Consider the following 24,780-nt stretch of genomic DNA (forward strand, 5'->3'; position numbering starts at 1 on the left):
TGTCATCGACGTGCTTTCGGATCTGTTCATCCTGCGTGGCGTGCCTGGACATATCCGCTCTGACAACGGACCGGAATTCATCGCCAAGGCGGTGCAGGCGTGGATCGCGGCGGCGGGTGCCCAGACCGCCTACATCACCCGGGCAGCCCTTGGGAAAACGGCTACATTGAAAGCTTCAATGCCCACCTGCGGGACGAGTTCCTCAACGGCGAGATCTTCTACACCCTGCAGGAGGCCAAAATCCTCATCGAAGCTTGGCGTCGCCAGTACAACACTGTCCGGCCGCATTCGTCGCTCGGCTATCAGCCACCAGCGCCAGAGGTTTTGCTGTGGCCGCCACCGCCAGCCGCGTTCATAGGCGCGGCGCCGGCCACAGCAAAACCAGACCAGCCACCATGCATTTAACTACATTGGACCTGGATTACCGTTCGGGGGCTTGCCAGCCCCAGACTGGGGATTACGGTGATACTGGCAATATCTGCTTCAGCCTCCACCGGATCGCCTTCAACGCCGCCTATGCCAAGAGCATAGACAAGACGGCAAAGCATCCTCCCTCAAATCAAACGCTGATCAACCCGCCGGGACAGTTCCTTCGCGCCTTCCGTGCGCTCGCTGTACCGGTCCACCAAGTAATCGCGCAACCACGGTCCGATCTTGGCGTCAACGGGGCAAAAGCGGTTTGGCAGATTCGAAAAGTTCGTCCCGAAATCGTCTATGCCTCGCCTCTGGTTCATCGGATGGTTCCAGCCCATGTGCGCCATTTGGTACTTGAACCGCATTTTACGCACATTTTTTAGCTCCTGCGACGCAGAACATGATGGCGGCGGTGGCGACGAGCATGGCTGACGGTACCGTCTCATGCAGCACCAGGGCTGCGGCGAGCCGCGGTTGTCCATGTTGCTCTGGAACATGTTCGGCGGTGTGGGGTATTTGTTCTCCAAACGCCGTCTAGGAGAAATTAACCGTGTGCAAATACTGCGCCATTGGCTCCCCCCAGGTTTCACAGGATCACACACGTGTCCTGCAGCTTATTGCGCTGATCGAACACCCTGATGCCTTGCCCGCTGAAGCGGCGCTACGAATTGCTGGCGAACTGCTGGCATGGACTGGGGAGGCCCCCCGGTTCCGATGCGAGGCCATGGCCAGACCCGGCAACCCGATGGACGCCATGGTATAGGAGGACAACGTCATGCCCGCGGATTACACCACCCCACCCCTGCCTGTCCCTTCGCCAGCGCTGCTGGCCGAGCTGGAAACGATCTATCGCAACCTGCACGCCAATCCCGAACTGTCCATGCAGGAGCGGCGCACATCCGGGATTGCCGCCGCATGGTTGCGCGAGCACGGATATGAGGTGACCGAGGGCGTGGGTGGTACCGGTGTCGTCGGGCTGCTGCGTAATGGCGACGGGCCGACCGTGCTGTTGCGCGCCGACATGGATGCTCTGCCGATCAAGGAGAGCACGGGCCTGGCCTATGCCAGCGACCGCACTGGCACTGACCGCTTCGGGCAGATGACCTTCATCGCCCATGCCTGCGGTCATGACATGCATGTCGTCTGGCTGATGGGCGCCACCCGCATTCTGGCCGAGAATCGTGGCGCCTGGAGCGGTACCGTGATGGCCGTTTTCCAGCCCGGCGAGGAAACCGGCCAGGGGGCGAAAGCGATGATCGAAGACGGCATGGTCAAGCGCTTTCCCAAGCCGGATATCTGCCTGGGACAGCACGTGATGCCGCTTTCGGCCGGACAGGTTGGTTGGCATATCGGCACCATGCTGTCGGCCGGCGACAGTTGGGAGGTGACGCTGTTTGGCCGCGGGGCGCATGGATCAATGCCGCAGAAAAGCGTCGATCCGGTCGTGATGGCGGCGTCGGCGGTGATGCGCCTGCAAACCGTGGTCTCGCGCGAGGTGGCGATGACCGATTCCGCCGTGGTGACGGTGGGCACTCTTCAGGCAGGCACAAACGAGAACATCATCCCGGACCACGCATTGCTGCGCCTCAATGTCCGCACTTTCAAGGACGAAGTCCGCACGCGCGTGCTGGGTGCCGTCAAGCGCATCCTGGAGGCCGAGGCCGAAGCCTCCGGCGCGCCAAAGCCGCCCGCCTTCTCCGTGCTGAGCAAATTCCCTCTTACCCGCAACGACGCGGCGGCAACGCAGCGTGTGGTAAAAGCTCTCGAGCAGCGGCTGGGCAGCGCGCGTGTGAGTGAGGTCGGCCCTGCCACCGCGAGTGAAGATTTTGGACTGTTCGGTACCGCCTGGAACGTCCCGTCCGTATTCTGGGTTGTTGGCGGCATAGACCCGGAGATCTATCAGCAGGCTGAAACAGCCGGGAAGGTCGACGAGCTTCCGGTCAATCATGCCCCTGACTTCGCGCCGGCGATTGACCCGACGCTACGGACCGGGATCGACACGATGCTGGCCGCCGCCAGTGCTTGGCTGCAACCTGGCTCGGGTTGCGCGGCATGACCGCAGTTTCATCGGCGGCGCTGCTGCACGGGGCGGTGCCGCAGGTACTGGTGGACGTGCTCGACTGGGTGGGAACGCTGGCCTTTGCGCTCAGCGGTGCGCTCGTTGGCGTGCATAAGCGGTTCGACCTGTTTGGAGTGCTGTTTCTGTCATTCGTGGTCGCGGTGGTGGGCGGGCTGGCGCGTGACGTGCTGATCGGCGCTGTACCGCCGGTGGCAATGACCGATATTCATTATTTTCTGATTTCCATCATCGGCGGACTGATCACCTTCTGGTGGTATCCCCGCGTGGCAACGTTAAAGCAGCAAATTGTACTGTTCGACGCAGTAGGTTTGGCGCTGTTCGCAGTGACTGGCACACAAAAAGCGATCGACTATGGCATCAATCCCCTGATGGCGGCGATTCTTGGCATGATCACCGGCATCGGCGGCGGGATGACGCGTGACGTGCTGGCTGGCGACGTGCCGTTTGTGCTGCACGGAGATCTCTATGCTATCGCGGCGCTCGCCGCTGGAGCAACAGTCTCACTTGGGCATGCGCTTGGTGTTACGCCGTTTGCACCGATGCTTCTTGGCGCCGCAATCTGCGTGTTTCTGCGCCTGATGGCGATCTATTGCGGCTGGCGCGCGCCGGTAGCGCGATGGCAGGATGACGACCCATCATAAGGCCATGTTCGCCGCCGAGGTGGTGGGGCTTTCCGTTATACCGCGCTTGACGGGCGCGTGACCCTGGCTGGCGGCTGACGCCCGGCTTGCCGCGCCACGGGCCATGGCCATATGGCATAGTGGGCCGGCCTGGGGCAGGCAAACGCAGAGCGTATCCGGGAGGGGTGAAATGGAATTGCGTCATCTCCGCTATTTTGTCGCCGTGGCGCAGGAGCGGAATTTCACCCGCGCGGCGGAGAGGCTGCATATCGCCCAGCCGCCGCTCAGCCGCCAGATCCAGCAATTGGAGGAAGAGCTCGGGCTGCAACTGTTCGAGCGCGACAGCAGGCCGCTGAAGACCACGGATGCCGGACAGCTGTTTTTGGAGCAGGCCACGCAGGTGCTTGAACGGGTGGACAGCGTGCGGATGATGATGCAGCGACTGAAAGAAAGCGGGCGGCCGCGCTTTGTCATCGGTTTCGCCCCGTCCACCATTTACGCCGCCTTGCCGAATCTCATCCGCCGCTTCCGCGCGGAGGCACCCGATGTGGAGCTGGGCCTGGTGGAAATGGTCAGCTTCGAGCAGATCGCGGCGCTGAAGGAGGGGCGGATCGATGTCGGTTTCGGGCGCATCCGCCGGGAGGACCCCGGCGTGCGGCGCGACGTGCTGCGGAACGAGCCTCTGGTGGTGGCCCTGCCGCTTTCGCACCACCTTGTGTCCCACGAGGGATCGCTCGCACTCAGCCTCGCCAGCCTGGCCCCTGAGCCGCTCGTCATCTACCCGCGCGAGCCGCGCCCGAGCTATGCCGACCAGGTGATCTCCCTGTTTCACGACCGTGGCCTGACACCGAATATCGTGCATGAGGCGCGTGAACTGCAAACCGCCATCGGCCTCGTCGCGGCTGAGGTCGGCTATGCCATAATCCCTGAATCCGTGGCGCGGCTGCGGAGAGACGATATCGTCTACCGCGAACTGGACGAGCCCGGCGCCACCTCGCCCATCATCATGAGCCGACGCGTCGGCGACCATTCCGCCGTGCTCGCGCTCATGTCCCACGTTATCATCGAAACCTATACCGAATGGGGCTTACCGGCGCCGGCCGGGCTGGAGAGCTGATCCCCGCCTAGCCGAGATCGCCCCCGGCCACCGGGAGCGTGACGCCGGTGATGTAGGAAGCCTCGTCCGAGGCCAGGAACAGAATCGCGCCAACCTGCTCATCAAGCGTGCCGTAGCGGTGCATCAGGCTGGAGTGCACGGACTGGTCCACGATCTGTTGGTACCAGATCTTCTCCTGTGGGGTCTGCTCCGCCGCGTTGCGCGGAATGCGGCGCGGCGGCGCTTCCGTGCCGCCAGGGGCAACCGCGTTCACACGGATATTCTGTTCGGCATATTCCCAGGCGAGGCAGGCGGTGAGCGCGTTAACGCCCCCCTTGGCCGAGGCGTAGGGCACGCGGTTCACGCCGCGCGTGGCCACGGAGGAGATGTTGACGATGGCCCCGCCCTTGCTGGCAAGGAACAGTGGCAAAGCGGCGCGGCAGCCCCAGAGCGTGGGGAAGAGCGAGCGGCGGATTTCCGCCTCGATCTGTTCCGGCGTGTATTCGCCGTAGGGCTTGGCCCAGATCGTGCCGCCGATATTGTTGATGAGCACGTCGATGCGGCCAAACCTCTTCTCCGCCGCGTCCATCACCGCCTCGGCGCCCGCGTATTGCTCAAGGTCCGCCTGCACGGCGATGGCATCGGCTCCGAGGGATTGCGCCTCGTTCCGCACGTCTTCCACCAGCGGGGAACGGTCAGCCAGCACCAGCCCCGCCCCTTCGCGCGCCAAGCGCAAGGCGGCCTGCTGGCCGATGCCCTGCGCCGCGCCGGTGATAACCGCGATCTTGCCCGCGAAACGGCCGCTCCAGGTGGGCGCGCTCATGCCGCCTTTTCCGCAGGCGTACTGGCGGCGAACTTCTCGTAATGGAAGCTCGCCGGGGTCACGCCGCTATCGGTAAAGTATTTGCGTACAGCTTCAACCATGGCTGGCGGGCCGCAAAGATACACATCGACATCGCCGCCATTAATGTGCTCGGGCAGGATATACTGCGTCACATAGCCCTTCTCCGGGTAGGCGCTGGCGGGATTGGCGACGCAGGCCTGCCAGGTGAAGCCGGGGATTTTTGCCGCGTAGTCATCCAGCGCCGCGGTCTCGACCAGATCTTCGTCGTTGGTAACGCCGTAGATGAGATGCACCTTGTGCGCGGGCGGTTGGGCCTGCAGATGCGCCAGCATGGAGAGCATCGGCGCCAGACCGGTGCCGCCGGCCAGCAGAAGCACCGGCCGCTTGACCTCGCGCAGGAAGAAGCTCCCCGAGGGACCAACAAAGCTGATCTGCGTGCCCGGCTGCGCGTTGGCGATGAACGTGCTCATCAACCCGCCGGGAATGTTGCGGATGAGGAAGCTTGCCACTTCGGCACCCGGCGCGGAGCTGAAGGAATAGGCACGGCTCTGGTTCGTGCCCGGCACCTCGATGCTCACATACTGGCCGGACAGGAACTTCACCGGCTCGGCGAGCTTGAGCGAAAAGGAGATGGTGGAAGCTGAGAGCTTGTTCACCGCCTCCAGCACTGCTGTCTGCTTCGCCGGGCCGGTCTTGCAGGCGGCGGATGGCACCGGGACGCGCAGCACGAGGTCGGAGCACGGGCGCATCTGGCAGGCCAAAGCGAAACCCTGCGCCGCCTCCTCATCCGTCAGCACATCCTCGATATAGGACCCACCATCGTATTTGCCGGACTCGCAGAACAGCTTGCAGGTGCCGCAGGCACCGTCGCGGCAGTCCAGCGGGATGTTGATCCCGGCGCGATACGAGGCGTCGGCCACCGTGTCGGTGTCCGCGCAGTTGATGAAGCGCGTGACGCCGTCCTCGAAGTTGAGCGCAACCTTGAACGCCATGATCCCCTCCCCGCTCAGATATGGTAGACGTCGACGACGTGGTGGATGTAATCGTTCTTCAGCACCACTTTCTTGCTCGTGATTCTCGGCTCCGCGCCGGAGACATCCAGCGTGTAGAATGACACGCCGAAGAATGTGTCGGTGGTTTTGTAGCGATGGCTCAGCGTGAACCAGTTGAAGCGCAGCTTGCACTCATTGCCGCTCTGCCCGAGGATCTCGACATTGCTGATATTGTGCGAGGTGCGCGGCTCCGGCATCGAGGCGCTGGAGCGCTCGGTGCGGATGCGGAAGATGCGATCCTCCAGCCCGCAGCGATTCGGATAGTAAATCAGTGATATCTGGCGCTGCGGATCAGTCACCAGGGAGTCATCCTCCTTCCAGGAGGGCATCCAGAACTCCGCTTCCGGCGCATAGAGCGCCAGCCAGGAATCCCATTCGCGGTCATCGAGGAAACGAGCTTCCTTGTATAGGAACCCCTGGACCTGTTCGGTCGTGATCATATTGTTTTTATCCTGTGTTTCTTGACGTTATTCTTCGTTGACCTGGAATTCGCCTGCGAGCGCCTTGTTCATGACATCCAGCCAGTAGCGGTGCTGCTCCACGTACAGGCCCTCGTCCTCGGTGCGGGTACCGCTGAGCAGCGGGTTCAGGCCGATGACCTTGGCCGTTTCATCCGCTCCCTTCACCCAGCGCTTGGCGCCGCGCGAGAGATCGTTCCACGCCGCGGCGCGGCCCAAATAACCCTGCTGGCAAGCGCGGAATTCCTCGAGATCATCCGGCGTGGCCATGCCGGAAGCGTTGAAGAAATCCTCGTACTGGCGGATGCGGTGCGCGCGGGCGTCGGCGTCCTCACCCTTCGGCGCGATGCAGTAGATCGTCACCTCGGTCTTATCGACTGCAAGCGGACGCAGGACGCGGATCTGCGAGCTGAACTGGTCCATCAGATAGACGTTCGGGTACAGGCACAGATTGCGCGAGCGCAGCACCATCCAGTCCGCCATGGCTTGGCCGTGCTTCGCCGCCAACTCCTCGCGGCGGCCCCAATTTGGCCGGTCCTCGGGGTTCGCCCAGTTGGACCAGAGCAGCATGTGGCCATGCTCGAAGGAGTAGGAGCCGCCGCCCGTCTTGGCCCAGCCGCCTGCGGACATGGCGCGCACGTTATCCTCGCGCTCCAACTCCTTGCGGCGGCCGGTGGTGGCGGCATAGTTCCAGTGCGTCGCCGTCACATGGTAACCATCAGCGCCGTTTTCCGCCTGGAGTTTCCAATTGCCGTCGAACACATAGGTCGAGGCGCCGTCCAGCACTTCCAGACCCTCGGGCGACTGGTCCACGATCATGTCGATGATCTTCGCGGCTTCGCCCAGATGCTCGGCCAGCGGCTTCACATCCGCGTTCAGACTGCCAAACAGGAAGCCGCGATAGCTCTCGAACCGCGCCACCTTGGTCAGGTCGTGCGAGCCCTGTTTGTTGAAGCTCTCGGGGTATTCGGCACCCTCGGGGTCCTTCACCTTGAGCAGCTTGCCGGAATTATTGAAGGTCCAGCCATGGAACGCGCAGGTATAGGTGCCCTGATTGCCACGCTTGCGGCGGCACAGCATGGCGCCGCGATGGCTGCACGCGTTGATGAAGGCATTCAGCTCGCCATTGCGGTTGCGCGCGATGACGATCGGCTGACGGCCGATATTGGTGGTGAAGTAATCGTTGTTGTTCGGGATCTGCGTCTCATGCGCCAGGAAGACCCAGTTGCCTTCGAAGATGTGCTGCATCTCCAGCTCGAACAGCTCGGGATCGGTGAAGATGTCGCGGCGGCAGCGGTAATGGCCGGTGGCGGGGTCATCCTCCAGCATGGCGCCGAGAGGGGACTGCGAAAGATCGTCCAGCATGCTTGCGTTTCCTTGTTCACTTTTGTTGTACGAGGAACCGGGCTCTTTCCCCGGTGGCTTGACGCTGGAATAGAATTTCGAGATTTTCGGGTCCAACACTGATTATGTATATTTCAATACCCACAGGATATAATAGTCCTCGCCAGCGCCAAACCCGCTCCTCTGTTTGTGATGCACCGCAAAAGCCGCTAAAACATCGGCAACCACATATACGGAACGCCAAGATGCCAGATAGCACCGAAAATGTTTTCAAATCATCCCTGGCCATGGGAGAGACGATGATCGGCCTGTGGCTGACCCTCGCGGACCCATACTCCGCCGAGATTTGCGCCGGGGCGGGGTTCGATTGGGTATTGGTTGACGGCGAGCACGCCCCAAACGACCTGCGCAGCGTGCTGGGGCAGTTGCAGGCGATCGCCCCATACGGCACCGAGGCCGTGGTGCGCCCGCCAGTAGGCGAACCGCACCGCATCAAGCAACTGCTGGACATTGGCGTGCGCAGCCTGCTCATCCCCATGATCGAGACTGCCGAGCAGGCCGCCGCGATGGTGAGCGCCGTGCGCTACCCGCCCGCCGGTATCCGCGGCGTGGGCAGCGCCATCGCCCGTGCCTCGCGCTGGGGGCGGATCGGCGATTATCTCGACCATGCCGACGACAATGTTTGCCTGCTGCTGCAGGTGGAATCCGGCACCGCGCTGAAGAATCTCGACGCTATCCTAGCCGTGCCGGGGGTGGACGGGATTTTCGTCGGCCCGGCCGATCTCTCCGCCTCGCTCGGCTATCTCGGCGCGCCGGACCACCCGGAGGTGCAGGCGAAGATCCTCGATGCCATCGCGCGCATCCGCAAGGCCGGGAAAGCCGCCGGGATTCTCAGCTCAGACGAGACCGCGGCGCAAGGCTATATAGGTGCCGGCTGCGGCTTCGTCGCGGTTGGCGTGGATGCCACGCTGCTCGCACGCGGCACCGAGCGTCTAGCGCGCAAGTTCAAGCCGTCCTCCGGCCCGGCGGTGAAGCCGGGCAGCGTGTACTGACGTCAGCCTCCACGCCGCCGGTGCTCAGCCATATCATTTCCGTGCTGTTCCCGTTATTCGCAATCAGCGCGCTGGGTTACATTGTCGGCCGGCGGACAAGGATTTCCACATCCGTGGTTTTGCCGCCCTGGCGGCGGCGGCGCTACTGGTTGTCGCAGGCTGCGGCGTGGCCGGGTGGCGCATCGCCCGGCTGCTGCGCATCGACCCGAAAAACTCTGGTGCCGCCGCTGATGTTCAGTAATTGCGGCAATCTGGGCCTGCCCATCGCCGCGCTTGCCTTCGGCCCGCAGGCCCTGGCACCAGCGGTGGTTACTTTCCTCGTCTCCAACGTGTCGCAATTCTCCTTCGGCACCTGGCTGCTGGACCGGCAGAGGCGCCTCGCCGGGGTGTGGCGCTCACCTTCCATCCAGGCGGCCATCGTTGGGCTCGCGGTGGCGCTGGCGGGTATTCAGGTTTGGCCGCCTCTGCTCGTCTCCATGAAGATGCTCGGCGATGTCTCGATCCCGCTGATGCTCTTCGCTCTTGGCGCAAGGCTGGCCGATTCGCAGTTTCATGCCGTGGGCTTCGGCATTCTCAGCGCAATTCTGCGCCCGGTACTGGGCATGGCCATGGCCTGGATGGTGATGGCCGTCATCCCCCAGCCGCGCAGCAGCGGGCGCTGCTGCTCATCTTCGGCGCTCTGCCCCCGGCGGTGCTCAACTACATATTCGCCGAACGTTACAACCAGGAGCCGGACAAGGTGGCCTCCATGGTCTTGATCGGCAATCTGGCGGCGCTGGTGTTTCTGCCAATCGCCCTGATGCCGACGCTGACGTAGAGCCAAAAAAAACGGCTAGCTTCGCACCGGGCCGTGCGGCTTTTTGACCTTAGAAGCGTGTGTCCAGGCGGACATTGAAGAAATCGCCAGCCACGTCGTTTCTGGTGGCGAAGCTGTGGTTCCAGTACGCGGTGACGCTGACGCCGCCAGCGAACTCGTAACCAACGATCGGGCCGACCGCGTAGTTGCTCGTCTGGCTTTGCGGCTCAGGCGCACCATTGAGCGTATCCTTGCCGAACTGGTTCTCCTGTTCGCCACCGACACCGAGTGACCACCTGCCAATGGTCTTGGTCACGGTGTAGTCAGCCGAGAATTCCGCTGCGGAGTGAAAGCTGTTGCCGTTATAATGGTCGGACGTCACCGGGACCGCGTAATGCGTACCGACGCTCACATTCCAGCCATTGAAGAGCCAGCTGAAGCCGAGATCCGGCTGCATGGTGGTATAGCCGTTACCCGAAGGGGCGCCGCCATTGGTAAGCTTGCCCTTGCTTAGGTCCGCCATGGTTGTGGAAGCATCGTCGAACAGCACGGTGAGGCCGACGCGCACATAGATGTGATCCGGAAGCGACCAGGACAGCATGCCCGGCACCAGAATCGTGTTGTAGATACCGACGTTACCACCACCACCACCACCATAGGCATGCTTGAACGGCTGGAACGACGTATAGTCAAACGGTTGGGAAATAGCCGCGCCATAATCAGCACCAAGGACCTTGATGCCAGGAACCCAGATCACGGCGGGCACTTCAACCAACGCGCTGAGATGGGTACCAGGCACTTTCTCGCCGGAGCCGTAGCCCTGCTCGTGGCCGAAGGGCTGCCCGTACATGCTGTACGAGGTCCAGTAATTGTTGAGTTCGCCATAAACGCCAGGCGGCGGCAGCGCGCCAGCCGGCTGCCCCTCAAACACGCCGCGCAGATACGGATCCCAGAGCTCTTCCGCCTTGGCCGCCGTCGCCGTAACGATGGAGCCGGCCATGGCTAACGCCATGGTGCTGGTGAGAAGCTTAAGTCTGATGGACATTATATGTTATAATCCCTGTTATGAGATGTACGATCACGCGAACCGCACATAACCATGCAGTTTCGATCATTGTAATGATCGTGCCGGTTGCGGAATGATAATCCAGAGCTGCTTCCGATCGCGGCCCTTATTTTAAGGCCCCGCTCGTGGCTACCTCATTTCTGTCATGAAGCATCAGCTTATTGACAGCCACGCTTCAAGCTTAGAGGTTTTTAAACAACGGGCTCCTCGCCTGCCTTTTTTCATCTCCAGCGGCAAGGAAGCGCTCCATCAAGATATGCTTCTCGAACAAGCGGCCGCGCATCAGCGTATTCACGCAGGCTTCGAGCATCACCGGCGGGCCGCATAGATAGGCATTGAGCCCCTCGAATAGATCGCCATAAAGCCGAGCAGCCACGTCGTGCACGAAGCCGCGCTCGCCGGTCCAGCCGGAATCCTCTGGTTCGGAGGAAAGCGCCGGAACGTAGCTGAAATTGGGATGCTGCCGTGCCAGCGCTTCGAACTCCGTATCGCCATAGAGATCGGCACGAGTCCGCACGCCGTGGATCAGCGTGATCGGCTCGGCATAGCCTTCCGCTAACAGGTCGAGAATCATCGAACGCGGGCTGGAGACACCGGTGCCGCCGGCGAGAAACAGCAAGGGCCCGCCACGGGATTTGCGCACAAAGAACCGGCCATAGGGGCCCGAAAGGGTGAGCCTGTCGCCTTCTTTCAGAACATCGTGGATATAGGTGGTGCCTTTGCCGCCGGGCAGCAGGCGGATCTGCAGGTCGACATGTCCGCTCTCCGAAGGCGGATTTGCAATGGAGAAGGCCCGCGTCCCCTCAACACCGGGCAAGGTGAGGTTGATGTATTGGCCAGCCTGAAAATCAATGGCCTTCCCCTCCAGGCGCAGGCGCAAGCCCCTCACGTCGCGCGTCAGATTTTCCGCCGTCTCCACGGTGACGTTGAAATCCTGAATGGGAATCCGGCGCTGGTCCGGTTCCTCGTCGATATCCCCCTCGATCGTGACATCGCTCTTCAGCCGCGCCGAGCAAGCGAGCGTCTTGCCCTCATTGCGTTCGAAATCCATCAACGCAAAAGGTGACGCATCGGCATGATCGACTTCACCATCGATGACTTCAACCTTGCACGTGCCGCACAAGCCATGCCCGCAGGCATAAGGCAGATAAATGCCTGCGCGCAGGCACGCATCGAGGATTGTCTGATCCTCCTCAACTTCAATGCATTCGCCCAATGGTTCAATGGTCAGCTGATAGCTCATAGTGAAAATCCGTAGTTGTTAGGAGCCGACAATCCCGGAAAGACCGGGGGTCCAGAACCGCACCAGGGATTTGTGGTGCAGCCCGTTGGCCTCAAGCGAGGCGTTGAAATCCGGCGTCCCCTTCTCGCCGTCAATGGACCAGATCACCTTCGACCAGTCGATCTTCCCGGCATCGGGATGGGCGGCGTAATGCGGGGCGATCACCTCGCTCACCAGCGCGCCGAAGGGCATCGCAGGGGGCAGCGGAAAAGCCAGGGCGGAGCAGAAGGACAGATGTTCCTCCCAATGCACAAAGACCAGGATATTGCCGTGAAAATTCTTCTGCAGGTCGCGGATTTCGACCTTGGACTCATAATCAGGCGCAAGCGCAACGACAGACATATTACTCTCCTAGGGATGCGTGGCACGACCTCGCGCGCCACGCATTTTGTTGTTGTTATGTCTCAGAGCATCATCCAGCGGCGCGCAGCTTGTCCGCGTGCCACTCGTTCCACAATTTCTCATCTGGCGAGCCGACATAGTCCATGTTGTCGGCACCATCCTTGAGATTGTACCATTTCAGAACGTCCGGCACCGTGGCGCCGCCGCAATTGCCCTGGAAGATTTGGTTCACCGGCAGCCAGGCCTGGGTGAACTTCTCCGGCTCGTCGCAGAATATGTCTTTGCAGCCGTCGGAGCAGAAGTGATAGGTATCACCTTTGTACTTCGTGGAGCGGAAGCAGATCATGGTCGGATCGTCGGGCTCGGTATAGGCCATCGGTATCTGGCAGATCTGGCAGAGCTGCGGCAGCGCCATGTTGTAGAAGCGCTTGCCCTCCTTCTCCATCTTCGCCCACATCTCCCAGCGTGGCCGGTAGTACTTGTCGAAGGTGTTGGGATATTTCTCCGAGAGCCAATCCAAATGCTCATTGTCCGGCATCCAGGTGTGGAAGGCCGCGGCATGGGTGTACTGGTAGAACACCGCCCAGTTCTGGTGCGAGATATGCTCGGCTTCTGCCGTGGCGATATCGGCATATTTCGGCATCTTCAGCCCATAACGGCCTAAATCCTGGAACAGCGCGCCGCCGGCTTCAGTGAAGTAGATATCCCAGGCTTCCTTCCAAGACATCACCTTCTTTGGCAGCATGTAGTCCATCATCATGGCGACCAGGCCGAGCAGACGGTGACCACGCCAGAACCACTTGTCCACCCATTTCTGCACGATAGGCAGGTTGTCGGGATGCTGCTCCAGCAGGAACTTGATCACCTCGATGCCCAGCGTCATGTGCCGGCTCTCATCCGACTGCGCGGAGAAACCAAAAGTCACGGTCGACATGTCGCCGTTATAGGCGGCGCCGGACATGAACGGCACAAACAGCAGGTTGGTGAGCAGGTACTCGAAGGCGAAGCCGATCGCGATCATGAATTCGAACGGGCCAGCGGAACGTGCATCGTCAAAGAATGATTTCGGCACGGAGAGATACCACACGCGGTCATGCATGTGCGGGAACTCGGCGATGCCATCGAAGTACTTGTTGTAATGGCTCATCGTGTGTACCTGCGTCTGCAGGTGGCGCAGCTCGTCAATCGATTGCATCTGCGCCGCAACGCGTGTGCCCGCTCCGCGCAAATGTCGGCCGGCGAAGGCGAAGCCGCGATGCGCCTGGTATTCCTCCGGCGAGATGCCGGTGAGGAACAGCTTGAGCACATTGGCATAGCGCCCGTCAGAAATTCCGGTCTGGCCGTTATTTTGGGCAAACGCGTCGATCACGGCGTAGAGCTTGCGCTCCTTCTCGGCCTGGAATTTCCAGTAGGAATCCATGGTCAGTCGGAACGGATCTTCCCAGGCCGACCAATCCTTGATCTTGATCCCCTCGAACTCGTCGTAGGGGAACACCTTGTCCATCGGCTGGTAGCTGGTTTCCCAGTCCAGCCCGCGCGTCAGGTACTCATAACGCTGCCGTAATCCAAGCTTCTTGGTACCGCTCATTTTTTCTGTTTCCCCTACGTTTTTAATTAGTGGCGCCAGCTCAGCGTGAAGTGATCGTCATCCTCGTCCAGGTTCCCGGCCATGGAGACCAGCACGAGCTGGATCTCCTGCGGGTCCCACGGGCGGCCGATCCGCTCCTCGACGGAAGCGCGCTTCACCGTAATTTTGCCGTCGCAATCGAGCTTGATGGCGCCTGGCATGTTCAGCACACGTATGCCAGGATTATCGGCCATGATGGCTTCGATGATCGGGCGGGCCTCGTCGGTCTGCACGAGGGTAATGGAGGCGATTTGAGCCATATCCGTTTCCTTTCCTTAAACCGCGAGGCCGAGGCTGGCAGCCTTCTTCAACACCGCTTCACCGGCGGCGACAGCGACGGCACCGCCATCGTTCAGCAGCGCGGCGGAGAGGGGCTTCGCCGCCTCGGTGGCACGGCCGATCCAGTACTTCGCCCAGCCCGAAACCAGCGCCTTGTTCTCCTCCGATTCCGCCGCGACAATCTTGATCACCGCATCGCTCCAGCGGCCTTCCTCGGCGCGCCAATCGTTCATGAACTCGGTGAGCAGCGCCACGGTCAGCGCGGCATCGTCCCAGGCGGCTTCGGCATTCTTGTAAATCAACGGCAGAAGAACGCCATTCACGCCCAAGGCCTGCGCTACAAAGAGGTGGAACCAGTCGCGCTCGACGAAGGTATCCTCGATCAGCCGGCGGGTCTCCTGCCAGGCAGCATCGTTCAGCCAAGTCTGCTTGGCTTCATCCAGCGTCGCGCCAGTCTGGTTGTCCAGCAGCAGCCCGATGCGGCTGATATATTGCGCCATCCCGAGATGATCGCCCGCCGAGAAGATGCACGGCGCCGTCACGGCGGTGCCGTAACCGCGCTGGCAGATCTCGGCCATGTTCATGTTGCTGCCCCAGTGTAGATGGCGCAGCGGCAGCAGCCCGCGGCGGATGGCAGCACGGGCGGATTCGGAAGCCTTGCCGAACAGGCCACGCTCTTCCACGAAGGCGAAGTTCCGCTCCACCGCCTGGTTCATGTTGGCGCGGGCGATGTTGTAGGCGGCGTAATAATACTGGCGCGGATCGAGCGGCTTGTACCAGTCCTGCATCACCACGGCGGTCTTGCGCGTGTCGTAGACCCAGTATTCCGGCTCCCAGAGCGGCTTGTAGTGGAAATTCGCCGTCGCCTGGATATCCAGCGTCGCCTCCTGATAGCGCGAAGCGGGCTTGTCCTCGCCCAGGCGCCGGGCGATATGCCCGAATGTCTGTCGCTTCGGCGCAAGGTCGATCGTCTTGATCTGTACGGTCATGCGTATCCTCTCCGTGGAGCGCGTTCAGCACTCCGGCTTGTTATCGTTATTGCAGACGGAAACCCGGCTTTTTCAGTTTCTTTCGGGCGGACGCAGCAGGCCGGGCTGCCCCACGCGCCAGGCCAGACGGTCCAGCTCGGTGGCAACATCCTCCGCCGGCGGCAGGATCTCGGCATTTTGCGCCTGGCAGAATTCCTTGAAGGCCTGCAAAGGCAGAATCAATTCCACCTTCAGTTCGTCAGATCCAATTCCGAACTCGAATTCCACGAAACGGCCCGAACGCGCCCCTAACACGCGGACAAAGGTGGACGCGTTTTCCACAGCACCTTGCGGTGCAGCGGCCACCGGGGGGTTCCGGTTCGCCATATTCAGACCTCCTTCCCGACCGTGGTGCGCCGTTCTTTTCTTCGCGCATCTCACTGGGAGGAATTTTTAGGGAAGTTTTTTTCGGCGGTCAATAATAATTTCGAGATTTTAAAAAATCCCGGCCGCCACTCTATCCGGCCAACACTTTCGCCATGACCGCCAACGTGCGCTCGATATGCTCGCCCGCCACCTTGCAGGCGAGATCGGCATCCCGCGCCAGGGCCGCCTCGAAAATGGCCTTGTGCTCGCCATGCACGTCCCGGGGGACAACGCGATTGACCAGCGAGATGCGGCGGTAGCGCTCCGATTGCTGGAACAGGATACCGTACAGATGGTGGAGCCAGCGCGAGGGGCAAGCACTGATGAGCGCATGATGGAACTCGCGGTTGCGCTCCTCAAACTCATCCTGCTGATACTCCGGGCCGCTGGCCAGTTTCGCCTCGATCTTCGAGAGGCGGTGATACGCGGCGACCACCCGGCCTTCCCAGGCATCGTCGCCCGCCAAGATGGATTCCCGAAGCGCCTCCTTCTCCACGAAGATCCGGGTGCGGGTGAGATCGGCCAGATCCTCCAACGAGACCGGGGCGACACGGAACCCCTTTTGCTCCTCCGAGGTCACCAGTGCCTCGCCTACCAGCCTTGTCAGCGCTTCGCGCAGCGTGCTCGCGCCAAAGCCGTAGCGCTTGCGCAGCATCTCAAAGCGCAGCTTGGTCTCGGGCGCCAGCGCGCCGGTCAGGATCTCATGGCGGATCGTGTCATATGCCGCTTCCACCAAGCTGCGGGCCGAGGCCGCCTTCGGGCCACGGGCGGGGGCCGGTGCCACAGGTGCCACATTGGTATCCATGCTTGTCGTCACTCCAGGCCTCCACGGGCCGGTTTTCGGGTAACCAGTTCGCAAAGATACGATTTTCGTAAAGCAAAACGCAAGTTCATAAAAAAATCTACAGACTTCGCATATGCAGCAGTTTTGTATTTTACCGATTTTCTTGAAATTCTCGAAATTATTATTGACACTTCCCTCCCGATCCCCGATAACCGAGCCAACATAAGACGCCGGCGCCAACCCGCGCCGCCCGAAAACAAGCGACAGGATGAAATGTTCAGAAACCAGCCTTTCTGCACGGAACCTTGCCATCCCGGCGGCGGCGCCTGATGCCGGTTCCGTACAAGATCACTGTTGAAAACACCGGCGAGGCAACCTGCTACGAGGGCGAGCGCGTTCTGGCGGCGCTGGAGCGTGCCCAAGGCTTCGGCCGGCTGAAGAACCTGCCGCGCAAGCTCCCCGTGGGCTGCCGGCGTGGCGGCTGCGGCGTCTGCCGCGCCCGCGTGCTCTCCGGGGAGTACAGGACCGACCCGATGAGCCGCTCGCATGTGTCCGAGGCGGATGAGGCGGCGGGGCTGGTTCTGTCCTGCGCCATTTACGCCCTCGGCGATCTTTCATTGCGGCTTGAGCCGCCGCAGCCAAACAAGCCCGATAAACAAGCTCTGATATAACAACCAAGGAGGAACGAACAATGGCTCTCACCGGAGTTTTACGCCCAGGCTTCGTGCAGGTCCGCGTGCTCGACATGCAGGCGGCGCTCGAGCACTACCTCAAGCGCATCGGCCTGCATGAGGTGATGACCGGCGAGGATGGCCGCGTCTATCTCAAGACCGGCGACGAGTTCGACCACCACTCCATCGTGCTGCGCAAGGCGGACCACGCCGGCGTTGATCTGCTGGCCTTCAAGGTCGCCTCCGAGGCCGATCTCGACAGCTTCGAGAAGCGCATCGTGGCTTATGGCTACCCGGTCGATCATGTCCCCGCCGGGGAGCAGCCGGGTGTAGGCCGGCGCATCGGCTTCACCATCGCCTCGGGCCACCGCATCGAGTTGTATGCCCATGCCGATCTCTCCGACCCCAAGCCCCTCATCCATAACCCCGATGTGTGGAGCGTGGAGCCCCACGGCATGGCCGCGCAGCGCTTCGATCACGCCCTCTTCTACGGCCCGAACGTGGACGAGAATCTCGACTTCTTCGAGAAGGTTCTCGACTTCCGCTGCGCCGAGCGTGTGGACCTGCCGGACGGCCTGCTCGCCATCTGGCTCTCCTGCGGCATGAAGGCGCATGATATCGCCTTCGTAAAGCACGCCGAACCGAACAAGCTGCACCACATCTCCTGGGAGCTGGAGAGCTGGTCGGATGTCGGCCACGCCGCGGATATCATCACCCGCTACGACATCTCCATCGATGTCGGCCCGACTCGCCACGGCATCACCCGCGGCCAGACGATCTATTTCTTCGACCCCTCCGGCAACCGCAACGAGGTGTTCGCCGGCGGCTATACCTACTACCCCGACAACCCGACCCGCACCTGGGACGAAACCCAGATCGGCAAGGCGATTTTCTACTACGAACGGCAGTTGAACGAAGCGTTCCTCACCGTCGTTACCTAACCCACAGCAAAGGCAGGCCATGAGCATTTCCCGGACCATCACCAGCATCACCACCGAAGCCGCGCTCGCCGCGGTGCAGGCGGCGCAACATGCGGCCAAGGCGCGCAATGTTGCCGTCGTGGCGGCGGTGGTGGACCCCGGGGGACATCTCGTGGCCTGCCTGCGCGCCGACGGCGCTTTCGTCGCCTCCATCGACATTGCGCGAGACAAAGCCTGGACTGCCGCCATCTTCGGCGCCAGCACCGACGGCCTCGCCACAGCGCTGAACCACAGCCATGTGCTGCTGGATGGCATCGCCGCCCGCGAGCATGTGGTGCTGTTCGGCGGCGGGCTGCCCATCATTCAAAACGGCACGGTCATTGGCGGTATCGGCGTTTCCGGCGGTTCCGAGGATGATGACCGCGTTGCCGCCGTCGCCGGGCTCAAAGCCATCGGCCTCACGGCCTGATCCCCTTCCCTCACCAGTTCACGAGGATGATACCATGAATGCTCTTTCGCAACCGCGCCGCCCGCTGGCCGAGTCCAGCTCCCGCCGCGACGCCTCGCATTTCATCAATGGCGAATTCACCCAGGGCACGACGGGTAAGTTCTACGACAATTTCTGCCCCGTTGATGGCTCGCGCATCGGTTCCGTGCCCGAGGGCGGCAAGGCCGAGATCGACGCCGCCGTGAAGGCCGCGCGCGCTGCCTTGGAAGGCCCGTGGGGCAAGATGTCGCTGAACGAGCGCGCCGCGCTGCTGAACAACGTCGCGGCCGCGATCAACCGCCGCTTCGACGAATTCCTCGAAGCCGAATGCCTGGACACCGGCAAGCCGATGTCGCTGGCCTCGCATATCGACATTCCGCGCGGCGCCGCCAACTTCACCATGTTCATCGACGTGGCGAAGACCGTCTCCACCGAGTGCTTCCCGATGGACACGCCCGATGGCGCCGGCGCGCTGAACTACGGCCTGCGCCGCCCGCGCGGCGTTATCGCCGTCATTTCACCCTGGAACCTGCCGCTGCTGCTGATGACGTGGAAGGTCGGCCCGGCACTGGCGCTTGGCAACACCGTGGTGGTCAAACCCTCCGAGGCCACCCCGCTCACCGCCACGCTGCTCGGCGAGGTGATGAATACCTGCGGCGTGCCCAAGGGCGTGTACAACGTGGTGCACGGCTTTGGCGGCAATTCGGCGGGTGAGTTCCTCACCCAGCACCCCGGCGTCAACGGCATCACCTTCACCGGCTCCACCCGCTCAGGCGAAATGCTGATGCGCGAAGCCGCGCGCGGCGTGCGTCCCGTCTCCCTGGAGCTGGGCGGCAAGAACCCCGGCATCGTCTTCGCCGATTGTGACATGGACAAAGCCGTCGAGGGCACAATGCGCTCTGCTTTCGCCAATTGCGGCCAAGTTTGCCTGGGCACCGAGCGCGTCTATGTGCAGCGCCCGATCTTCGACGAGTTCGTCGCCCGCATGAAGGTCGGCGCCGAGGGGCTGAAGCTCGGCCGCCCGGAAGACCCCACCACCGGCATCGGGCCGCTGGTGAGCGAGACGCACCGCAAGAAGGTGCTCTCCTACTACGCCAAGGCGGTTGAGCAGGGTGCCACGGTCATCACCGGCGGCGGCATCCCCGACATGCCGGCGGATCTCGCCGGTGGCGCCTGGATCCAGCCGACCATCTGGACTGGTGCTGCTGACGACGCAGCCATCGTGACCGAGGAAATCTTCGGGCCGTGTTGCCATATCCGGCCGTTCGACACCGAGGAAGAAGCCATCAAGCTGGCCAACGGCACGCCTTACGGCCTGGCTGCGGCGGTGTGGACGGAGAATCTCTCCCGCGCCCATCGCGTCGCCTCCAAGCTGGAAGTCGGCATCTGCTGGGTGAATTCCTGGTTCCTGCGCGATCTGCGCACGGCCTTCGGCGGCGCCAAGGCCTCCGGCATCGGGCGCGAGGGCGGTATCCACTCGCTCGAGTTCTATACCGAAATGACCAATGTCTGCGTCAAACTGTAAGGCGGTTTCATGAGTTCTCAAGAGTCGATTCGGCAGGCTGCTGACCTGCTGTTTGAAGCGGCGCGGAGTGGCGTGCCTGCCGCGCCCATCCGTACGCTGCTGGCGGATGGCGATCTGGACGCGGCTTACGCCGTTCAGGCGCTCAACACCCAGCGCGCGCTGGATGCCGGGCGGCGTCTGGTCGGCCGCAAGATCGGGCTGACCTCGCTCGCGGTGCAGAAGCAGCTTGGCGTGGACCAGCCCGATTACGGCATGCTGTTCGCCGACATGGCGCGCGGCGATGCCGAGGAAGTGGCCCTCTCCGACGTGCTGCAGCCGAAGGTGGAAGCCGAGATCGCCTTCGTGCTGGGGCGCGACCTTACCGAGCCGCAACTCACCGCGGCGGATCTGTTCCGCGCCGTCGAATACGCGGTCCCGGCGGTGGAGATTGTCGGCTCGCGCGTGGCCAATTGGGACATCCGCATCACCGACACCATCGCCGACAACGCCTCCTCCGGCCTCTACGTGCTCGGCTCCCGCCCCGTCACGCTGAAGGATTTCGATCCGCGCCTGTGCGGCATGGTGATGGAAAAAGCCGGCGAGCCCGTCTCGGTCGGCGCCGGTGCGGCCTGCCTCGGCTCGCCACTGAATGCGGCGCTGTGGCTGGCCAAGGTGATGGCCAACCTCGGCCGTCCGCTGCTGGCGGGTGACACCATCCTCTCCGGCGCGCTCGGCCCGATGGTGGGCGTGCAGCCGGGTGACGTGTTCGATGTGCGCATCGAAGGTCTCGGCGCCGTGCGCGCCGCTTTCGCGAAGGAGTAACAAAATGGCCAAAGTACAAGCCGCCATCATCGGTTCCGGCAATATCGGCACCGACCTGATGATCAAGATCATGCGCGCCTCCAAGAACCTGGAGATGGGCGCCATGGTCGGTATCGACCCGAACTCGGACGGCCTCGCCCGCGCCGCGCGCCTGGGCGTGCCGGTGACGCATGAGGGCATCGAGGGCCTGCGCAAGCTACCCAACTACAACGAGATCAAGGTGGTGTTCGACGCCACCTCGGCCGGTGCGCACATCAAGAACAACGCGATCCTGCAAGCCGACGGCAAGAAGGTCATCGACCTGACCCCCGCCGCCGTTGGCCCGTTCACCATCCCCGCCATCAACGGCGACGCGAATATCGACGCGCCGAACGTGAACATGGTGACCTGCGGCGGCCAGGCGACAATCCCGATGGTCTATGCCGTGAAACGCGCGGTGGACCGCGTGGTGTATGGCGAGATCGTCGCCTCCATCTCATCCAAGTCCGCCGGCCCCGGCACCCGCGCCAATATCGATGAGTTCACCGAGACCACCTCACACGCCATCGAGAAGCTGGGCGGCGCCGAGCGCGGCAAGGCGATCATCGTCCTCAACCCGGCTGAACCGCCACTGATCATGCGCGACACCGTGTTCGTGCTCAGCCAGGGCGGCTCGCGCGAGGCCATCGAGGCCTCCGTGCTGGAGATGGAAAAGACCGTGCAGAAATACGTGCCCGGCTACCGCCTGAAGCAGAAGGTGCAGTTCGAGAATATCGGCGACAACGCCCCGGTGCGCATCCCCGGCATCGGCTTCACCTCGGGTCTCAAGACCACCATCCTGCTGGAAGTCGAAGGCGCGGCCCACTATCTGCCCGCCTACGCCGGCAATCTCGACATCATGACATCCGCCGCGCTGGTTACCGCCGACCACTGGGCGGCCCGCGAACTGTTGAAGGAGGCTGCATAAATGGCCCGCCCGAACCCGAACAAGCTGTATGTGCAGGACGTCACACTGCGTGACGGCATGCATTCCATCCGCCACCAATACTCGCTGGACACCGTAACGGCCATCGCCCGCGCGCTGGATTCCGCCAAGGTCGACGCCATCGAGATCAGCCATGGCGACGGCATCACCGGCTCCACCTTCAATTACGGCTTCGGCGCGCATGACGATGCGGAGTGGATCGCCGCGGTGGCCTCGGTGTGCAAGCACGCCGTGCCGACCATCCTGCTGCTACCCGGCATCGCCACGGTGCACGACCTGAAGATCGCCAAGGAGGCCGGCGCGCGCTCGGTGCGCATCGCCACGCATTGCACCGAGGCTGACGTCTCGCGCCAGCATATCGAGGCCGCGCGCAAGCTCGGCATGGATACCGTCGGCTTCCTGATGATGGCGCATATGGCGCCCGTCGAGAAACTCGTCGAGCAGGCCAAGCTTATGGAGAGCTACGGCGCGGAATGCGTGTACGTGACCGACAGCGCCGGTGCGCTGCTGCCCGAGCAGTATCATGAGCGCGTGACAGCGGTGCGCCAGGCGCTGAAGCCGGAGACCGAGATCGGCGTGCACACGCATCATAACCTCACGCTGGGTGTGGCCAACGCCGTGGCTGGCATCAAGGCTGGCGCCGTGCGCGTCGACGCCTCGCTCGCCGGCATGGGCGCCGGTGCGGGCAACGCCCCGCTGGAGGCGCTGATCGCCGTGCTGGACCGCGAAGGCATCGAGACCGGCTGCGACCTGTACACGCTGATGGACGCGGCTGACGACCTGGTGCGTCCGCTGCAGGACCGCCCGGTACGGGTCGATCGCGAATCCCTCTCCCTGGGCTATGCGGGCGTGTACTCGTCCTTCCTGCGCCACGCGGAGAACGCCTCCGAGACCTACGGCGTCGATACCCGTGAGATCCTCACCGAGCTGGGCAAGCGCCGCATGGTCGGCGGCCAGGAAGACATGATCATCGACGTCGCCCTCGACATCCTCAAGCACCGTGGAGAAGCGGCATGAGCGCCAATCTTTCCGTTCTGGCCGCCACGCTGGATGAAGCCGCACGCACCGCCACCGCCGCGACCCAACTGATCGAGACGCATCCCGACCTGACCATCGAGGATGCCTATGCGATCCAGCTGCTCAACGTGCAGCACCGTTGGGCGCGCGGCGAGCGCCGGGCGGGCTACAAGATGGGCCTGACCAGTCGCGCCAAAATGCTTCAGGTCGGTGTGTCCGAGGTCATCTGGGGCCGCCTGACCGACGCTATGCGTCTGGAGGAGGGCGGCACGCTCTCACGCGCCCGCTACGTGCATCCGCGCGTGGAGCCCGAGATCGCCTACATCATCGGCAAGCCGCTCTCCGGTGAAGTTTCCGCCGCTGAGGCGCTGGCCGCCGTGGAAGCCGTCGCCCCGGCGATGGAGATCATCGACAGCCGCTACAAGAACTTCAAGTTCTCGCTGCCGGACGTGATCGCCGACAACTCCTCCTCCTCCGGTTTCTATGTCGGTGCGTGGTCGAAGCCCTCCACCGATGTGTCGAATCTCGGCATCATCGTCGAGGTGAACGGCCGCGCCGTGCAGGTCGGCTCCTCCGCCGCTATCCTGGGCAATCCGGTGCGTTCGCTGGTCTCCGCCGCCCGCCTGGTCGGCCGCGCTGGTGAGAGCTTGCAGCCTGGTGACATCGTGCTGGCCGGCGGCGCCACCGCGGCTCACTCGCTCACCCCGGGCGAGCATATCCGTACCGTGTTCCAGAACCTGGGCGCGGTGTCCTTCACCGTTGGAGCATAAAAAAATGCCTATCGTCGAGATCACACTGATCGAAGGCCGCAGTTTCGAGCTCAAGGAGAAGCTGGTGAAGGAGGTGACCCAGGCGGTCGTCTCCTCGATCGGCGCCCCGCGCGAGGCTGTACGAGTGATCCTGCGCGAGGTACCGCCCTGGCACTTCGCCGCCGGTGGCGAGGTTAAAGGCCGCCCGCCAGAAGCAGGCTCATGAACCCCGAAATCGGGAAATCCATCGCGGCCGCCGGAATCCTCACCAACTTCCATGACGAAGGTGAGGGTTTCCCGGCGGTTTTGATTCATGGCTCAGGACCCGGCGTTTCCGCTTGGGCGAACTGGCGCCTGAATATCGGGCCGCTGTCGAAGAACATGCGAGTCATCGCGCCGGACATGGTGGGCTTCGGTTTTTCCCAGCGCCCGGCGGACGTTGTATACGGCAAGGCACTCTGGCTGAAACATCTCAGCGATTTCCTCGATGCCTTGGGGCTGGAAAAAGCCGATCTCGTCGGCAACTCCTTCGGCGGCGGGCTGGCTCTGGCCTTCGCCATCAAGTACCCCAAGCGGGTGCGCCGCCTAGTGCTCATGGGCAGCCTCGGCGTCAGCTTCCCCATCACCCCGGGGCTGGACGCGGTCTGGGGCTACCAGCCCTCGTTCGAGGCAATGCGCGAGTTGCTGGATATCTTCGCCTTCGACCGCACGCTGGTGAATGACGAACTGGCCGAGCTGCGCTACCGCGCCTCCATCCGCCCGGGCTTTCAGGAAAGCTTCTCCGCCATGTTCCCCGTCCAACGGCAGAACGGCGTGGACAGGCTGGCCTCGGCGGAAGTGGACATCGCCAAACTGCCGCATGAGACGCTGATCATCCATGGCCGCGAGGACAAGGTGATCCCGCCAGAGGCGAGCCAGCGCTTGTTTGGGCTGATCCAGCACGCCGAGTTGCATGTGTTTGGCCGTTGCGGGCATTGGACGCAGATCGAGCACACCGAGCGCTTCAACAGCCTCGTCAGCGACTTCCTGCTGCGGGACACGTACACGGATCTGAGCGCTGAAGGGCGCTCAGATCCCCCTGCTCCACCGAAAAATTGAGAAGGCGAATCCGCTGAC

General features: G+C 62.7%; 28 protein-coding genes and 1 pseudogene. 17 read left to right on the top strand and 12 right to left on the bottom strand.

Annotated elements, in window-relative coordinates:
* The 5 genes and pseudogenes from ACLPJJ_RS08050 to ACLPJJ_RS08070 all read left to right on the top strand — a co-directional run.
* Positions 1-405: pseudogene (locus ACLPJJ_RS08050) on the top strand (integrase core domain-containing protein); the annotation flags it as partial.
* A gap of 5 nt (positions 406-410) precedes the next feature.
* Positions 411-797: a hypothetical protein gene (locus tag ACLPJJ_RS08055; protein ID WP_443590438.1), complete on the top strand. Its 387-nt coding sequence runs from the start codon at positions 411-413 to the stop codon at positions 795-797.
* Positions 798-1,189: 392 nt separating this feature from the next.
* Complete coding sequence (locus ACLPJJ_RS08060) at positions 1,190-2,470, top strand: amidohydrolase (RefSeq protein WP_443590439.1); 1,281 nt, start codon at positions 1,190-1,192, stop codon at positions 2,468-2,470.
* Positions 2,467-3,135: a trimeric intracellular cation channel family protein gene (locus ACLPJJ_RS08065; RefSeq protein WP_443590440.1), complete on the top strand. Its 669-nt coding sequence runs from the start codon at positions 2,467-2,469 to the stop codon at positions 3,133-3,135. Before ACLPJJ_RS08060 ends, ACLPJJ_RS08065 begins: the two co-directional genes overlap by 4 nt.
* Positions 3,136-3,304: 169 nt before the next feature.
* Positions 3,305-4,231: a LysR substrate-binding domain-containing protein gene (locus ACLPJJ_RS08070; RefSeq protein WP_443590441.1), complete on the top strand. Its 927-nt coding sequence runs from the start codon at positions 3,305-3,307 to the stop codon at positions 4,229-4,231.
* 7 nt (positions 4,232-4,238) lie between these two features.
* Here the strand turns inward: ACLPJJ_RS08070 and ACLPJJ_RS08075 are convergent, their stop codons facing one another.
* From ACLPJJ_RS08075 to benA, 4 genes are read right to left on the bottom strand one after another with little or no spacing between them, the layout of a single operon-like run.
* Positions 4,239-5,033: a 1,6-dihydroxycyclohexa-2,4-diene-1-carboxylate dehydrogenase gene (locus tag ACLPJJ_RS08075; protein ID WP_443590442.1), complete on the bottom strand. Its 795-nt coding sequence runs from the start codon at positions 5,031-5,033 to the stop codon at positions 4,239-4,241.
* Complete coding sequence (gene benC, locus ACLPJJ_RS08080; RefSeq protein WP_443590443.1) at positions 5,030-6,046, bottom strand: benzoate 1,2-dioxygenase electron transfer component BenC; 1,017 nt, start codon at positions 6,044-6,046, stop codon at positions 5,030-5,032. Before benC ends, ACLPJJ_RS08075 begins: the two co-directional genes overlap by 4 nt.
* Positions 6,047-6,060: 14 nt before the next feature.
* Positions 6,061-6,546 carry a benzoate 1,2-dioxygenase small subunit gene (gene benB, locus ACLPJJ_RS08085; RefSeq protein WP_443590444.1) on the bottom strand — a complete coding sequence of 162 codons (486 nt, stop codon included), beginning with the start codon at positions 6,544-6,546 and terminating at the stop codon, positions 6,061-6,063.
* 27 nt (positions 6,547-6,573) lie between these two features.
* Positions 6,574-7,929, bottom strand: a complete 1,356-nt coding sequence (gene benA, locus ACLPJJ_RS08090) for a benzoate 1,2-dioxygenase large subunit (RefSeq protein WP_443590445.1) — start codon at positions 7,927-7,929, stop codon at positions 6,574-6,576.
* Positions 7,930-8,153: 224 nt separating this feature from the next.
* Here benA and hpaI point away from each other — a divergent pair, with 224 nt between their 5' ends.
* Positions 8,154-8,960 (top strand): 4-hydroxy-2-oxoheptanedioate aldolase, encoded by an 807-nt coding sequence (hpaI, locus tag ACLPJJ_RS08095; RefSeq protein WP_443590446.1) that lies wholly within the window; start codon positions 8,154-8,156, stop codon positions 8,958-8,960.
* Positions 8,961-9,073: 113 nt separating this feature from the next.
* Positions 9,074-9,718, top strand: coding sequence for an AEC family transporter (locus ACLPJJ_RS08100; protein ID WP_443590447.1), 645 nt, complete (start codon positions 9,074-9,076; stop codon positions 9,716-9,718).
* A gap of 108 nt (positions 9,719-9,826) precedes the next feature.
* On the opposite strand, the gene ACLPJJ_RS08105 is transcribed toward ACLPJJ_RS08100, so the two are convergent.
* From ACLPJJ_RS08105 to ACLPJJ_RS08140, 8 genes are all read right to left on the bottom strand, one after another.
* Entirely contained in the window at positions 9,827-10,756 is a 930-nt protein-coding gene (locus ACLPJJ_RS08105; protein WP_443590448.1) for a SphA family protein, read from the bottom strand.
* Positions 10,757-11,003: 247 nt separating this feature from the next.
* On the bottom strand, positions 11,004-12,065 hold the full coding sequence (locus ACLPJJ_RS08110; protein WP_443590449.1) for an NADH:ubiquinone reductase (Na(+)-transporting) subunit F: 1,062 nt from the start codon (positions 12,063-12,065) through the stop codon (positions 11,004-11,006).
* Between the two features lie 18 nt (positions 12,066-12,083).
* Complete coding sequence (locus tag ACLPJJ_RS08115) at positions 12,084-12,446, bottom strand: phenol hydroxylase subunit P4 (RefSeq protein WP_443590450.1); 363 nt, start codon at positions 12,444-12,446, stop codon at positions 12,084-12,086.
* Between the two features lie 70 nt (positions 12,447-12,516).
* Entirely contained in the window at positions 12,517-14,034 is a 1,518-nt protein-coding gene (locus ACLPJJ_RS08120; protein ID WP_443590451.1) for an aromatic/alkene/methane monooxygenase hydroxylase/oxygenase subunit alpha, read from the bottom strand.
* A gap of 26 nt (positions 14,035-14,060) precedes the next feature.
* Positions 14,061-14,333, bottom strand: a complete 273-nt coding sequence (locus ACLPJJ_RS08125) for an MmoB/DmpM family protein (protein WP_443590452.1) — start codon at positions 14,331-14,333, stop codon at positions 14,061-14,063.
* 15 nt (positions 14,334-14,348) lie between these two features.
* Complete coding sequence (locus tag ACLPJJ_RS08130) at positions 14,349-15,341, bottom strand: phenol hydroxylase (protein WP_443590453.1); 993 nt, start codon at positions 15,339-15,341, stop codon at positions 14,349-14,351.
* A gap of 72 nt (positions 15,342-15,413) precedes the next feature.
* Positions 15,414-15,707: a phenol hydroxylase subunit gene (locus ACLPJJ_RS08135; RefSeq protein WP_443590454.1), complete on the bottom strand. Its 294-nt coding sequence runs from the start codon at positions 15,705-15,707 to the stop codon at positions 15,414-15,416.
* Between the two features lie 130 nt (positions 15,708-15,837).
* Positions 15,838-16,551: an FCD domain-containing protein gene (locus tag ACLPJJ_RS08140; protein ID WP_443590455.1), complete on the bottom strand. Its 714-nt coding sequence runs from the start codon at positions 16,549-16,551 to the stop codon at positions 15,838-15,840.
* Positions 16,552-16,859: 308 nt separating this feature from the next.
* On the opposite strand from ACLPJJ_RS08140, the gene ACLPJJ_RS08145 reads away from it, so the two are divergent.
* The 10 genes from ACLPJJ_RS08145 to ACLPJJ_RS08190 are packed head-to-tail and all read left to right on the top strand — an operon-like array spanning position 16,860 to position 24,762.
* Entirely contained in the window at positions 16,860-17,201 is a 342-nt protein-coding gene (locus tag ACLPJJ_RS08145) for a 2Fe-2S iron-sulfur cluster-binding protein (protein WP_443590456.1), read from the top strand.
* A gap of 20 nt (positions 17,202-17,221) precedes the next feature.
* Positions 17,222-18,142, top strand: coding sequence for a catechol 2,3-dioxygenase (locus ACLPJJ_RS08150; RefSeq protein ID WP_443590457.1), 921 nt, complete (start codon positions 17,222-17,224; stop codon positions 18,140-18,142).
* 19 nt (positions 18,143-18,161) lie between these two features.
* Complete coding sequence (locus ACLPJJ_RS08155; RefSeq protein WP_443590458.1) at positions 18,162-18,590, top strand: GlcG/HbpS family heme-binding protein; 429 nt, start codon at positions 18,162-18,164, stop codon at positions 18,588-18,590.
* A 34-nt stretch (positions 18,591-18,624) separates the two neighbouring features.
* Entirely contained in the window at positions 18,625-20,133 is a 1,509-nt protein-coding gene (locus ACLPJJ_RS08160; RefSeq protein WP_443590459.1) for a 2-hydroxymuconic semialdehyde dehydrogenase, read from the top strand.
* Between the two features lie 9 nt (positions 20,134-20,142).
* Positions 20,143-20,934, top strand: a complete 792-nt coding sequence (locus tag ACLPJJ_RS08165; protein ID WP_443590460.1) for a 2-keto-4-pentenoate hydratase — start codon at positions 20,143-20,145, stop codon at positions 20,932-20,934.
* A 4-nt stretch (positions 20,935-20,938) separates the two neighbouring features.
* Positions 20,939-21,880: an acetaldehyde dehydrogenase (acetylating) gene (locus ACLPJJ_RS08170; RefSeq protein ID WP_443590461.1), complete on the top strand. Its 942-nt coding sequence runs from the start codon at positions 20,939-20,941 to the stop codon at positions 21,878-21,880.
* Positions 21,881-22,915 (top strand): 4-hydroxy-2-oxovalerate aldolase, encoded by a 1,035-nt coding sequence (gene dmpG / locus ACLPJJ_RS08175; RefSeq protein WP_443590462.1) that lies wholly within the window; start codon positions 21,881-21,883, stop codon positions 22,913-22,915.
* Entirely contained in the window at positions 22,912-23,685 is a 774-nt protein-coding gene (locus tag ACLPJJ_RS08180; protein ID WP_443590463.1) for a 2-keto-4-pentenoate hydratase, read from the top strand. Before dmpG ends, ACLPJJ_RS08180 begins: the two co-directional genes overlap by 4 nt.
* A gap of 4 nt (positions 23,686-23,689) precedes the next feature.
* Complete coding sequence (locus tag ACLPJJ_RS08185; RefSeq protein WP_443590464.1) at positions 23,690-23,890, top strand: 2-hydroxymuconate tautomerase; 201 nt, start codon at positions 23,690-23,692, stop codon at positions 23,888-23,890.
* Positions 23,887-24,762 (top strand): alpha/beta fold hydrolase, encoded by an 876-nt coding sequence (locus ACLPJJ_RS08190; RefSeq protein ID WP_443590465.1) that lies wholly within the window; start codon positions 23,887-23,889, stop codon positions 24,760-24,762. Before ACLPJJ_RS08185 ends, ACLPJJ_RS08190 begins: the two co-directional genes overlap by 4 nt.
* Positions 24,763-24,780 lie beyond the last annotated feature (18 nt).

It is taken from the genome of Acidocella sp. (genome assembly GCF_052326845.1).
In the GTDB taxonomy this organism is placed as follows: Bacteria; Pseudomonadota; Alphaproteobacteria; order Acetobacterales; family Acetobacteraceae; genus Acidocella.